At 72.2% G+C, this 13,318-nt stretch carries 10 protein-coding genes; 7 read left to right on the top strand and 3 right to left on the bottom strand.

All coding sequences use genetic code 11. The features are described 5' to 3' along the window. Positions 1–94: 94 nt before the first annotated feature. On the bottom strand, positions 95–766 hold the full coding sequence (locus tag ACGFZS_RS36420) for a DUF4097 family beta strand repeat-containing protein (RefSeq protein ID WP_393798699.1): 672 nt from the start codon (positions 764–766) through the stop codon (positions 95–97). Between the two features lie 287 nt (positions 767–1,053). Between ACGFZS_RS36420 and ACGFZS_RS36415 the strand changes: the two genes are divergently transcribed. Further along, entirely contained in the window at positions 1,054–2,256 is a 1,203-nt protein-coding gene (locus ACGFZS_RS36415; RefSeq protein ID WP_393798698.1) for an acyl-CoA dehydrogenase family protein, read from the top strand. Between the two features lie 572 nt (positions 2,257–2,828). On the opposite strand, the gene ACGFZS_RS36410 is transcribed toward ACGFZS_RS36415, so the two are convergent. Continuing rightward, on the bottom strand, positions 2,829–4,964 hold the full coding sequence (locus tag ACGFZS_RS36410) for a glycogen debranching N-terminal domain-containing protein (RefSeq protein ID WP_393798697.1): 2,136 nt from the start codon (positions 4,962–4,964) through the stop codon (positions 2,829–2,831). A gap of 122 nt (positions 4,965–5,086) precedes the next feature. On the opposite strand from ACGFZS_RS36410, the gene ACGFZS_RS36405 reads away from it, so the two are divergent. The 6 genes from ACGFZS_RS36405 to ACGFZS_RS36380 all read left to right on the top strand — a co-directional run bounded on the left by ACGFZS_RS36405 (position 5,087) and on the right by ACGFZS_RS36380 (position 11,775). Next, positions 5,087–6,148, top strand: coding sequence for a LacI family DNA-binding transcriptional regulator (locus tag ACGFZS_RS36405; protein WP_393798696.1), 1,062 nt, complete (start codon positions 5,087–5,089; stop codon positions 6,146–6,148). Between the two features lie 202 nt (positions 6,149–6,350). Further along, the gene (locus ACGFZS_RS36400; protein ID WP_393798695.1) at positions 6,351–7,595 is read left to right on the top strand and encodes an extracellular solute-binding protein; all 1,245 of its coding nucleotides are present in this window, start codon (positions 6,351–6,353) and stop codon (positions 7,593–7,595) included. A gap of 201 nt (positions 7,596–7,796) precedes the next feature. Then, positions 7,797–8,783 carry a carbohydrate ABC transporter permease gene (locus ACGFZS_RS36395; RefSeq protein ID WP_393798882.1) on the top strand — a complete coding sequence of 329 codons (987 nt, stop codon included), beginning with the start codon at positions 7,797–7,799 and terminating at the stop codon, positions 8,781–8,783. Beyond that, entirely contained in the window at positions 8,780–9,682 is a 903-nt protein-coding gene (locus ACGFZS_RS36390) for a carbohydrate ABC transporter permease (RefSeq protein ID WP_393798694.1), read from the top strand. The genes ACGFZS_RS36395 and ACGFZS_RS36390 overlap by 4 nt, the downstream gene beginning before the upstream one ends. A gap of 150 nt (positions 9,683–9,832) precedes the next feature. Next, positions 9,833–10,561 (top strand): FadR/GntR family transcriptional regulator, encoded by a 729-nt coding sequence (locus tag ACGFZS_RS36385; RefSeq protein WP_393798693.1) that lies wholly within the window; start codon positions 9,833–9,835, stop codon positions 10,559–10,561. A 77-nt stretch (positions 10,562–10,638) separates the two neighbouring features. Then, a complete protein-coding gene (locus ACGFZS_RS36380; RefSeq protein ID WP_393798692.1) occupies positions 10,639–11,775 on the top strand; it encodes a DUF3103 family protein in 1,137 nt (378 codons plus the stop codon). A gap of 27 nt (positions 11,776–11,802) precedes the next feature. Here ACGFZS_RS36380 and ACGFZS_RS36375 read toward each other — a convergent pair whose 3' ends face one another. Then, the gene (locus tag ACGFZS_RS36375; protein WP_393798691.1) at positions 11,803–13,290 is read right to left on the bottom strand and encodes an FGGY-family carbohydrate kinase; all 1,488 of its coding nucleotides are present in this window, start codon (positions 13,288–13,290) and stop codon (positions 11,803–11,805) included. Positions 13,291–13,318 lie beyond the last annotated feature (28 nt).

Genomic DNA, 13,318 nt, shown 5'->3' with positions numbered 1-13,318 from the left:
TGATCGATTTGCGGACTGATGAACTGGATTTTCCCATCCACATACTGGCCGCTCCGGCCCGGCCGCACCCCGGCCCCCTGCCCGGCCGCGCGCGTCACAGACTGCGGGCGGTGATGTCGCCGTAGGAGGTGGTCGCGGTGATACGCAGGGGCGCGTCGGCGCCGTCGGCGTTCTTGAGGCCGTTGTCGATACGGCCGTGGCCGGTACCGGCGTCCAGCGCGGCCGAGACACCGCGGGCGGCGCCGACGGAGATGTCACCGTGCCGGGTGTCCAGCGCGACGGTGCCCCGGACGGCCTCGGTGACGGTGAGGTCGCCCTTCAGGGTGCTGATCTCCGCGGCGCCGCCGAGGCGGCCCACCGTGATGTCGCCGGCCTGGACGGTGAGACGGGCACCGGCGGTCTCGTCGAGCTTGACGGTGGCCTGCGCGCCCTCGAAGGCGACCTCGCCGAGCCGGCCGACACCCCGGAGTTCCGCGAGGGCCGCCTTCGCCTCGACCCGGGACCCGGCGGGCAACTGGACCGTCACCTCCACGGAGCCGGAGTCGCCGAGGATCCGGTTCTTCGCCTCCGGGGCCGTGATCCGCAGGACGCCGTCCCCGTAGACGACCTCGATCCGCTCCGCCGCCTTCACATCACGGCTCCGGGCCGCGTCCGAGGGCAGGACCTCGACCGTGGTGTCGGCCCGGTCGGCGGCGATGAGCCGGATGTGCCCCGCGGGGATGTCGAGGACCGCGGAGACCGGGGTGGGCGTGTCGAACTTCTGCATGGTGCGCTCCTTCGTCTTCTTGTTTCTTACATTGGAAACGCTACGTTGCGTTCGCTGATTGGGCAATTGATTCGCTGCGTCAAATCATCGTCTCTGCAGGTGGAGTGCGGAAATTCGTTGCGACGAGTGTGAATCTAATGCAACGCACACCCTCCTACTTCATTGCAATGAGCTGAGAGCGAATGCTACGACCCACCGGTCGTACGAGGGGCGAGGGGCCGTTGACAGTCCTCCGGATCGGCGCGACGGTGAGGGTTCCGCCGTGGCCCGAGACCGGAGGTCGCCCCTTGGCCGGTTCGTCAGCACCTCGTCCGGACAGCGACCTCGTCGCACGGGTACGTGAACTCCAGCCGCTCATCCGCTCGCACGCCCTGCGCGCGGAGCAGGGACGCCGGGTGACGGGTGAGGTCGTCGAGGCCCTCGCCGGCGCCGGCCTCTACCGCATGAACGTCCCCCGCCACTACGGGGGTTACCAGAGTTCGTTACGGACCCAGGTCGACGTGCTGAGCGAGGTCTCCGCCGCGTGCGGCTCGGCCGGGTTCATGGCGTTGATCCAGGCCGGATGCGCGTTCATCGCGGCCCTGTTCCCCGACGAGGCCCAGGACGAGATCTTCACCGGTCCCGACGTCCGGGTCGGCGGCACGCTCATCCCGGGCGCGAAGGCCGTCGCGGCGGACGGCGGGTACGTGGTGAGCGGCAACTCCCCCTTCGCGACCGGGTGTCAGGACGCCGACTGGCATCTGCTGACGGCGCTGTCCGACACCGGAGACGCCGGGGACACCGGGGGAGGCCCGCCGGAGATGCTCTGGCTGGCCGTCCCCATGAGCGATCTGAAGGTGCTGGACGACTGGAACGTCACCGGCCTGGCCGGGAGCGGCAGCAACACCGTCGTCGCCCAGGACGTGCATGTGCCCGCCCATCGCGTGCTGCCGCTGGGGCCGTTGCTGGCGGGTGCCTTCCCGTCCCGGCGCAACAGCGCCGACCCCTTCTACCGGATGCCGGTGCTGCTGCTCTTCTGCGTCTGGACGGCCGCCAACGCCCTCGGTCTGGCCCGGGCGGCCCTGACCGAGTTCGGCGAGCGCATCCACCGGCGGGGCATCACGTACACCTTCTACGAGCGCCAGCACGAGGCGCCGGTGACCCATCTCCAGTACGCCGAGGCCGAGATGAAGGTCTCCTCCGCGGAACTGCTCACCGCCGACTTCGTGGAGCTGATCGAGGCCAGGGCGGCCGACGGAACGCCGTACACGGCGCGGGAACGCGCCCGGATCAGGGCGCAGTGCGGCTATCTGGCACGGCTGTGCAAGGAGGCCGCCGACCTGATCGGGTCCGCCTCGGGCGCCTCCTCCCTGCACCGTGAGGTGCCCGTCCAGCGGATCGTGCGGGACCTGAACGCCCTGAGCCTGCACTCGTTCGTCAACCCCACCGCCAACCTGGAGCTCTACGGCAGGGTGCTGTCGGGACTGGACGCCGGGACGCCGTTCCTCTGAGGCCGCCCGGGAACGCCGTCGAAGCGCGCCCGCATGATCAGGGCGCGCCCGGAGGACCGACGGCCCGCGTCGGCTGCGGCCGGACCTCCCTGGCCGAGGACCGGCGGACCGGCGGGTCGGGAACTACCGGCCGGGAACTACCGGCCGGGAACTACCGGCCGGGAACTACCGGCCGGGAACTACCGGCCGGGAACTACCGGCCGGGAACCACCGGCCGGGAACCACCGGCCGGGAACCACCGGCCGGGAACCACCGGCCGGGAACCACCGGCCGGGAACCGCACCGTGGCGGGCCGCCGACAGCCGCGCGGCCGTCGGCGGCAAGTCCCCCGCAGGGCGCGGCTGCCCGACCGGGGCCACGGGGGGGAGGGTGGTACGAGCCGGAGGCCGACCCAGACCCGAGGGCGCCGGGGGAGTACCCGGAGGGGTACGGCGAGCGCGGGCAGGCGGACCGGCCCCGGAGCGCAGGATCCGGGACCCGGCCGACGCGGACGCCGGCGGCCCGGGGTCCCGGCCGATGCGGACGTCGCCGGCCGCGGCCGGTGCGGACGATGCCGAGCGACTCCGACGCCGTCAGTGCGTGATCACGGTCAGCCCCTCAGGCGCGGTCACGTTCACCGTTCCGTCGGCGGCGAGCGCGATGTCCAGCCGCTCTCCGGCGACTTGGAGCCCTGCCACGGTGAGCGGGGCATACCGGGCCGCGAAGGCGGGGGCCACGGTGACGGTGCCCGCGGGGACGTCCGCGTCCAGGCCGAGGGCGGCCTGGAGCACGAGGACCGAGGCGGCGGCGGCCCATGCCTGGGGGCGGCAGGAGGCCGGGTAGGGGGCGGGCCCGGGTCCGGCCTCGCTGCCGTGGCCGGCGAAGAGTTCGGGGAGCCGGGCGTCGAAGGCCACCGACGCGGTCAGCAGCCCGTTCGCCAGCGACCCGGCGACGTCCGGGAAACCGGCCCTGACCAGGCCGTGCACGGCGATCGCCGTGTCGTGCGGCCAGATGGAGCCCACGTGGTACCCGTACGGGTTGAAGCCCACCGCGTCGCTGCTCAGCGTCCGCAGCCCGTGGCCCGCGTCGAGGTCCGGTGCCGCGAGCCGGGCCGCCAGCAGCGCGCTCTCCCGCGCGTCCAGCAGACCGGTGCCCAGCAGGTGGCCGAAGCCGGAGGTGACCGAGTCGACCGGCTTGCCGTCGCCGTCCAGCGCGACCGCCGGGTACGGGCCCCGGTCGTCGCTCACCCAGAAGCGGTCGCGGAAGCGGGTGGCCAGCCGCTCCGCCCACTCCTCCCAGGCGTCCGCGCCCGGCCGGCCGAAGGCGCGCAGCAGGGCCGCTCCGCCCCGGGCGGCCTCGTAGGCGTACGCCTGGACCTCGCACAGCGCGATCGGCGCGTGGGCGCGGCTGCCGTCGCGGTAGCGGATGGAGTCGTCGGAGTCCTTCCAGCCCTGGTTCGTCAGGCCCTGTCCGGTCCGGTCGACGTACTTGAGGAAGCCGTCGCCCCCGGCCTCCGCCTGGGCGCCGAGCCAGCCGAGGGCCGCCTCGGCGTGCGGCAGCAACTCTTCTACCCGCGCCGGGTCGAGTCCCCAGCGCCAGGCGTCGTGGAGCAGCGTGATCCACAGGGCGGTGGCGTCCACCGTGCCGTAGTACACCGGCGGCAGCGAGCGCCGGTCCGAGAGCTGGAGGGTGCCGCGGCGGACTTCGTGCAGGATCTTGCCCGGCTGTTCCTCGGTCGCGGGATCGGTGCCGGTGCCCTGGCGGCGCGCGAGCGTGCGCAGGGTGCCGGCGGCCAGGTCGGTGCCGAGCGGGAGGAGCATCCGGGCGGCCCACAGCGAGTCCCGGCCGAACAGGGTGAGGAACCAGGGGGCGCCGGCGGCCAGGAACTGGTCCGGCCGGTCCGCGCGCGGTGACCGCGGGTCCGCCAGGCGCAGCCGGTCCAGGTCTTCGAGGGACTGGGTCAGCCATGCGTCGAAACCGCGGTCCGTGCTGCGCAGCGCGGGGACGCGCCAGGGCAGCCGGCCGGCGGGCGGAGCGGGGAACTGGTCGCCGTCCGCGTAGCGGGCCGTGCAGGTCAGCGTCACGCTCCACGACGTACCGGGCGGGAGGTCGATGTCGTACGACAGCCGGCCGGCCGGTGCTTCGAGCGTGTCCGGCGCGGGCTCGCCGGCCAGCCGGACGGTGAAGTCGTCCCCGGTCCAGGACAGCCCGGTGCCGTCGGCGTCGGCGTCGGCGGCTTGGGGCGGGGTCGCCGCCAGGGCCTGCCCCGACTTGACCTGTTCCATGGTGGCCAGGTCCGTGGCGGCGGTCACCGTCAGCCGGCAACGGACGTGCTCGCCGCCCGCGTTGGTGACCTCCAGGACCTCCTCGTACCGGCCGGCCGCCGTGCCCCGGCGGCGGTGCAGGGCGACGGCCGGATCGGGGGTCAGCTCGCCGAGGCCGCGCAGGACGGACCGGAACTCCGCGCGATCCGCGCCCCGGAAGCCTCCGGCGACGGGCGCCAACTGGATGCCCTCGACGCTGACGTCGAGCCGGGACAGTGCCCTGCGGTCGCCGTGATAGAAGCCGTCCGCACCCTCGGCGACCTGCCCGCTCGCCCGCGAGATGACGAGGCTCGGCGCGTGCAGCGTGACGACCGCGTCCTGCAGGAACGGCTGCAGCCCCGCGGCCGGGGATGTGGGTGCCGTGACCGGGCCGTCGGTGTCCTGGGTCTTGACAGTGGCGTCCAAGGAAGTAGAACCTCTCAGTGTTTTAGCGTTCCAAAAAAGCTAAGTGACTCTTCAGGGTCATGGCAATGGGTTTTGGAACGCTAAAACGAAGTCCTCACGTCCTCGTCCTGTCGGAGAGCCGCATGCCCCGCTCCAGCAACACCCCCTCGGCCAAGGGCGGCCCGGTGACCCTCGCGATGGTCGCCCGGCGGGCCGGCGTCTCGTCGCAGACCGTGTCGAACGCCCTCAACTCGCCCGGCATGCTGCGGCCCGAGACCCTGGAGCGGGTCCGCCGCGTGATCGACGAGATGGGCTACCGGCCCAGCCGCGCCGCACAGACACTGCGCAGCGGATCCAGCAAGCTGATCGGCTACGGCATCCAGCCCACCCCGCCCGGCACCGCGGGCGCGGTCATGGACCGGTTCCTGCACGCGCTGTCCGACGCGGCCGACGAGGCCGGCTACCGGATCCTGCTGTTCGCCTCCCCGACCGGCGGCCCGAGCCTGGAGGGCTACGAGGAACTGCTGGCCCAGCACGAGGTCGACGGCTTCGTGCTCAGCGGCACCGAGCGGGGTGACCCGCGACAGGCGTGGCTGGCCCAACGGGGCGTGCCGTTCGTCGGGTTCGGCCGGATGTGGTCCGGGCGGCCCGTCGGGGACTGGGTCGACGTCGACGGCGCCTCGGGCACGGACGCCGCGGTCGAGCACCTGGTCGCCCTCGGGCACCGGAAGATCGCCTTCCTGGGCTGGGGACGCGGTACCTCCGGGGCCGGCGACGACCGCGCCGAGGGATGGTCGCGGGCCATGCGCCGGCACGGACTGCCGACCCGCGGGCGCCGCGCGCAGAGCGTGAACGAGATCGACGCGGCCCGGGCCGCCGTGAAACCGCTCCTGGACGGGGGCCCGACCGCGGTGGTGGCGGCGAGCGACATGCTGGCGCTCGGCTGCTACCAGACACTGCGCGAACGCGGCGCCGTACCCGGCCGTGACATGGCTGTCGTCGGCTTCGACGACTCGCCGACCGCCGAGATCCTCTCGCCCGCGCTGACCTCCGTCGCCCAGCCGCTGGAGGACGTCGGCCGGGAGTGCGTACGGCTGCTGCTGGCGCGCATCGCCGCTCCCGAGGCACCGCCCGAGCGGCTCCTGCTGGAGCCGTCCCTGATCGTGCGCGACAGCGCCACGGCCGCTCCGCCGGCCGGCGCGTAGAGCCGGTGCGCAGACCAGGTCCGTAGGGCCGGGTCGGTAAAGGCCGGCGCGCAGAACCCGTCCGGCGGGCCGTGCCGTTCCGCCGCCCGGCCGGTGCCACCTTCCGAAACGTTTCTTCTCCTCCACCCCCACACCCCTGGCCCACGCCTTCGTGCGCCAGGGAGGAGCCGCAGGTACCACCCCGTAACCCTCGGAGGAAGCAATGCCCAACCGTTCGGCCGTCGCGGCCCTCGCCACCTGTGCGGCGCTGCTGGCCGCCACAGGCTGCTCGTCGAGCTTCGACAGCGACAAGAAGACCGCGCAGGACACCAGCTCCCGGCAGCACCTCACGGTGCTCATAGCCTCCTCGGGGGACGCGGAGACCAAGGCCGTGAAGGAGGCGGCGGCCGCGTATGCCGAGCAGTCCGGCAACACGGTCACCGTGGACGTCGCCAAGGACATCAACCAGCAGCTCGCCCAGTCCTTCGCCGGGCACAAGCCGCCGGACGCCTTCTACGTCGACTCCAGCCAGTTCGCCAACTACGCCCAGGGCGGCTCCCTCTACCCCTACGGCGACCAGATCGAGGACGCCGACGACTTCTCCGCCCAGCTGCGCGCCTCCTTCACCCGGGACGGGAAGCTGGTGTGCCTGCCCAAGGACACCTCCACCCTGGCCCTGGCCGTCAACGCGGACCTGTGGAAGAAGGCCGGGCTGACCGCGCGGGACTACCCGACCACCTGGGCCCAGCTGAAGACCGTCGCCGCCAGGCTGACCAAGGGCGACGTCACCGGGCTGGTCGTCAACGGCGAGTACGCGCGCCTCGGGGCCTTCATGAGAGAGGCCGGCGGCTGGATCACCGACAGCGCCCAGAGCAAAATGACCGCCGACAGCACGCAGAACACCGAGGCCCTGGAGTACGTGCGGTCGCTGCTGAAGGCCGGCTCCCTCAAGTACGCCAACCAGGTCGACACCAACTGGGGCGGCGAGGCCCTCGGCAAGGGCAAGGCCGCCATGACGATCGAGGGCAACTGGCTCACCGGCGGCATGAAGGCCGACTACCCGGACGTGAAGTACACCGTGGTCCCGCTGCCCGCCGGACCGGCCGGCCAGGGCACCCTCGCCTTCAGCCAGTGCTGGGGCGTCGCCCAGGACAGCGCCCACCGCGAGGCGGCCGTCGACCTGGTCAAGTACCTCACCACCGGCACGCAGATGCTGAAGAACGCGGACGCCTTCGGCGTGATGCCCTCCCGCACCAGCGCCCTCGCCGAGTACGCGAAGAAGTACCCGTCCGCCAAGGCCTGGGCCGACGCCACCGGTTACGCGCAGGGCCCGGTGACCGTCGCCGGATTCGACAAGGTGCTCACCCAGTTCAACACCGACCTCGCCGCACTGGCCACCGGCGACCCGAAGAAGATCCTCGCCGACCTGCAGAGCAACGGCGAACAGGCCCTCACGAAGGGCGACTGAGCCGCCATGTTCCCCCGCACCTCACCGACCCCCCGCCCGGCCGCGCGCTCCCGCGCGGGCGGGGGTCCCCGAACGGCCGTCCCGCCGGGCGAACCTGACACGCCCGGCGGGGCGGCCCCGGCCGCGGCGCCCCGCACCCCGCACGCCCCGCGCGTGGGGCGCCGCGCCGAAGGAGCCTGGGGCTGGCTCTTCGTCAGCCCCATGGTGATCATCCTCGGGCTGTTCCTGGTGCTGCCGACCCTGATGGCGCTGTGGGTGAGCCTGCTGCACTGGGACGGCCAGTCCAACCCCTTCGGCGGCCAGGCGGACTTCGTCGGACTCGACAACTACCGCGCCCTGCTCACCCGCCCCGGCCTCGACCGCACCCTCTTCGCCACCTCCTTGCGCAACAACCTCTACTACGTCCTGCTGACCGTGCCGCTGCAGACGGTCCTCGCGCTGACCCTGGCGCTCATCGTCAACCAGCGGATGCTGCGCGGCCGCGGCGCCCTGCGCACCGCGTTCTTCTTCCCCTCGGTCACCAGCTCGATCGCGGTCTCCACGGTCTTCCTCTTCCTGTTCCAGGGCAGCGGCGCCGTCAACACCGCGCTCTCCTGGATCGGGGTCAAGGGCCCGAACTGGTTCAACGACTCCCGGGGCGTGCTCTCCCTCGTCCTCGGCGGCCTCGGTGTCGTCGACACGAACCACCCCACGGGCGCCCTCGCCGACCACTCCTTCATGGGGCTGTCCTGGTTCGAGTGGCTGTCCGGACCGTCCGTCGCGATGTGCACGATCATCCTGCTCGCCGTGTGGACCACCTCCGGCACCTTCATGCTGATCTTTCTCGCCGCCCTCCAGGACATCCCGCGCGAGCTGGAGGAAGCCGCCGCCATCGAGGGCGTCAGCCGCTTCCAGATGCTCCGTCATGTGACCCTGCCCGCGCTGCGGCCGGTGCTCTTCCTCGTCCTCACCCTCGGCCTGATCGGCACCTGGCAGGTCTTCGACCAGGTCTACGTCATGAGCCAGGGTGCCCCCGGCAACACCACCCTCACCCCGGCCTTCCTCTCCTACTCCTCCGCCTTCGGCGACGCCGACTTCGGGCAGGGCGCGGCCATCGCCTTCATCCTGCTCACGCTGATCCTGACCATGACCGCCGTACAACGCTTCCTCTTCCGGGAGCGCGGCCCCCGCACCCGGAGGACCCGATGAGCGCCGACACCCAGGCCGCCGCCCGGGCGCAGGGGCGCCCCGTGCTCGGCCGTTTCGCCCTGCCGCTGCGCGTCCTCGGCTACACGGCCGTGGCCGCGCTCGGCCTCCTGTACCTCGTGCCGTTCCTGATCCAGCTGGTCACCGGCTTCAAAACCGACCCGGACGCGGCCGCCCACCCCCTCGGCCTGCTCCCCACCACCCCCACGACAGCCGCCTACCAACGCCTGTTCGGCCTCGGCCGGGCGGACGACGGCGTCCCCTTCCTGCGCTGGCTCGGCAACTCCGCCTTCGTCGCCGTCGTGGTCACCGCCGGACGCGTCCTGTTCGACTCGATGGCCGGCTACGCGCTGGCCCGGCTCCGCTTCCCCGGCCGCACCCTGCTGTTCGGCTTCGTCCTCGCCGTGCTGGCGGTGCCGAACGTGGCGCTGCTGATCCCGCGCTTCCTGGTGCTCAACACCTTCGGGCTCTTCGACACCTACACCGGCATGATCCTGCCGCTCATGGTGGACGCGGCCGGCATCTTCATCATGAAACAGTTCTTCGAGTCCATCCCCCGGGAAGTGGAGGAGGCCGCACGCGTCGACGGCGCCGGCGTCCTGCGCACCTTCTGGTCCGTCGTCCTGCCCATGGCCCGGCCCGCCCTGCTCACCCTGACCATCCTGTCCTTCCAGGGCTCGTGGAACGAGTTCACCCACTTCCTCGTGGCCACCCAGTCGAGCCAGTACGAAACCCTCACCACGGGCCTCGCCCGCCTCGTCTCCGGCGGCCTCGGCGGCGGCACCCAGTACCCCCTCAAACTGGCGGCGGCCCTGCTGGCGACCCTCCCCGTCGCCGCACTCTTCTTCTGCTTCCAGCGCTACTTCGTCCAGGGCGCCAACGCCGGGGCCGTCAAGGAGTAGCCCGGCACGCCCGCGCACACATCCAGGCCCAACTGCGCGGCTTCATCGGGCAATTGACGCGATGGTCGGGGACTGCTTCACTGGTCCGGTGGCTCAGCCACTGGACCAGTGAAGCAGCCGAACCACTCACCGAAGCCTGGGAGATCCTCCGTGGCCGTCGAGAGCATTCCGCGCCGAACCGTGGTCGACCTTCTGGAAGCACGCCTGCGTGACGACATCCTGAGCGGCACGCACGAACCCGGATCCCTGCTGCCCCCCGAGCGGGAACTGGCCGCCGGGTACGGGGTCACCCGCACGACGTTGAAGCACGCGCTGACCCGGCTGGAGCAGGCGGGACTGCTCAGCACCCGGCACGGCATCGGCACCCGCATCCTGGACTACCTGCGGGTCGGCGGCGCCGACCTGCTCCCGATGCTGGCCGCACAGGACCCCACGTGGCTGCGGGAGGTCTTCGAGGTACGGCGCCAGATCGGCACCCTGATCGCCGGCCGCGCGGCCGACCGGCGCACGCAACGCCAGGCCCGACGGCTGGAACACCTGCTGCGCCAGGTCGCGGACGGCCCGGACGCGGACGCCGTCCAGCTCGCCGACGTGGAAGTGCATCGCGAACTGGCGCGGGCCACCGGGAACCGGGTCTATCTGCTCCTCACGAACACGCTGTTCAACGCCTACCTTCCGGTACGGGCCGCACTGCGCGCGCCGTTCGAGGACGCGGCGCACGCGGCGGACCGGCTCGCGCCGGTGGTACGCGCCGTCGTCGACAAGGACGCCGAGGCGGCGCGGCGCGCGGCGGAGACGTACCTGGCCGGCACCGAGAAGATCATGCTCGGTTCGCTGGGCCGTCCGCGCGGGCGGCGGGCCGCCGACAGCTCCCGGTAGCGGGGCTTCCCGGCACCCTCGACCCGATTCCTTTCTTGTCATGGCTATGTCAATCCTCAGTGTCGAACACAAGGAGCATGGTGAGCAGATCCAGGAAGAGACGCGGCCTCCTCATCGGCGTGATGCTGTCGGCGGTCGTCGGCGGCACCGTCCAGCCCGCGATCGCCGCGCCCGTACGGGACGCGGGGGACCGGGCCACACCGTTCGGGCGGTCCCCGGTGCGGTCGGCCGAGCAGGAGATCGCGCGGGCGCTGTCCGCCTCGCTGGCCGACCCGGGGTGGCGCGAGCAGGTCCGCGCCGCCGCGCTCGGCACCGAGGACGTCGACCTCCAGGCGCTGACGGGCAGCACCGCCGCCGCGCAGGGCAGGAACCTGTTCGCCTCCGTCTCGGCCGCGGACCGCCGTATCGCGGGCCTCAAGGGCCTGCCCGCCTCGACCGGATCGCTGCTGCGCGTACGGCTGGCCGCCCCGTCCATGCGGTTGCACCTGAACGCCGACGTCACCCCCTGGATCGCCGTCGCCGCGGCCGACGACGACGCCGGCAGCATCACGGCGTACGACCGTCAGGGCCGCGCCCACTCCGTCGACACCGCCCGTGTCCCCGACCGCCCGCTGTACATCCTGGACATCGACGTCAGCAAGGCGCACCGGGCCGGTCTGAAGGTGCTGCGGAAGACCTTCGCCGACAAGGGGCTGACCCCGCTTGTGAACTCTGCGAGTGGCGCGGGCTGGTGGGCGACCAAGGTCACGGCCGTCGAGGTCAACGACGACCAGGAGCCCTGGTTCAAGGGCGCCGCCGAGATGTTCTCCCTGGTGACCGGCTTCGGCCAGGACGGCACGGCGCGCGTCGACTCGGTGGACATGCCCTACCTGGACTACGACGGGACCGTCTACTACCCGAACCAGATCCTGGTCAACTGGTCGAACTACAAGTACAACCTGGCCGACGTCGTCATGATGGAGGACGACGACGGCACCAACTACCGTGCGCTGGCGCAGGCGATCACCACGGCGCTGCTCACCGTGACCGACCAGGGTGCCTACATCCCGCTGGTGAACGCGGTCCTGAGCGCGATCCCCGACAGCTGGTTCACCGACGACCCCGACTACGTGGAGTCCTGGTACACCCTCGCCCGGAACTCCTCGGGCCGGCTGAACGGGGCCTCGGGCAACGGCTGGATGACCGTCGAGCCCTACTTCGTCGAGGAGTTCTAGACGAGGAGTTCCAGATGCGGGGCGATGTCACGGGGAGCCTTCCGCGGGGCCGGTGCGCTGGTCGTGGGCCAGGGCGTGGGTGACCGCCGCGGTGCTCTCGTACAGGTCCCGGTACTGGGTGAACCGGCGGTCGTGGACTGCCGAGGTGGCGGGGTCCGGCCGGACCACGGATTCGGCCGGATTCCAGACCGTGATGTCCGGCCGGCCGATCAGTCCGGCGGCGAGGAAGGCGGCACCGTAGCTGGCGCCGATCGTCGTGCGGGCGACGATCTGTTCGAGACCGGTGACATCGCTGACGATCTGGGGCCACAGCCCGCCCCGGGTGCCGCCGCCGACCGCGACGATCCGCCGGATGTCGGCACCGGCCGCCAGCATCGTCTCGACGTTGTGCCGGACACCGTGGGCGGTGGCCTCCAGCGCCGCCCGCATCAGATCGCCCCGGGTGTGACCCAGCGTCAGGCCGGCGATCACCCCTCGGGCGTCCGGGTCCAGGACGGGGGTGCGCTCCCCGGCGAAGTACGGCAGCATCACCAGGCCGTTCGCACCCGGAGGCGAGCCGGCCGCCTCGTCGAACAGCGTGCCGGGGTCGACGCCGCCGAAGAGACGGCCCAGCCAGTCGGTAACGGCCCCGGAGGTGGCCATGCCTCCGGCCAGGCAGCGGGTGCCGGGCAGGGCGCCGACCGTGGCCCACATCGAGGGGCTGGTCACCAGCCGGTCGACGGTGTTCACCAGGAACATCGTGGTGCCGTACATCAGCATCAGGTCGCCGACGCCGTGGCCGCCGACGCTGATGGCCTCGCTCCAGGCGTCGATCGTCCCCACGATGACCGGCGTCCCGGCCGGGACGCCCGCGACGGGCGTGTTCACCCGCCCGGCCTCCTCGCCCGGCCAGCGCAGCGGGGGGAGTTCGATGCCGGGGGCGACGCGCTCGGCCCATTCGGGGATCCAGCGCTGCTCGTGGATGTCGAACAGCGGGGTGCACTGGCTGGCGGAATGCAGGTCCAGCGCATAGGCGCCGGTCAGCCGGTGGGCGAGCCAGGAGGCGGGCATGAGGAGGCGGCGGGCGCGGGCCCACGCCTCGGGCTCCCGCTCGCGGATCCAGGCGAGTTTCGGCCCGACGGCCTGCGACGACAGGGCCGACCCGCACCTGCGGAAGATCGTCTCCGGTCCCAACTCCCGGTTCAGCCGCGCGATCTGCCCCTCGGCGCGGGTGTCCACGCCGTACAGCACCGCCGGACGCACCGGATCTCCCGCGTCGTCGACCAGAAGGGTGCACGGGCCCATCCCGCTGACGCCGACGGCCCGGACGGCGATGTCCTCACGGTCGAGCAGTTCGGCCGCGAGCGAGACGAACTCGTCCCACCACACCCGCGCGTCCATCTCCACGTGCCCCGGCCGGGGACGGTCGACCACGTGACCGCGTACGGCCTCGCCCAGGATGCGGCCGGCGGTGTCCACCACCACGCCCTTGGTGCTGGAGGTGCCGACGTCAACTCCGAAGACGACATCGATCATGTGCTGCCTCCTTCGGCGCCGGGTGCGC

Source organism: Streptomyces sp. NPDC048288 (assembly GCF_043201555.1).
Lineage (GTDB): Bacteria > Actinomycetota > Actinomycetes > Streptomycetales > Streptomycetaceae > Streptomyces.
Note: the sequence above shows the minus strand (reverse complement) of the source record. Positions and strands in the feature narration are given on the sequence as shown.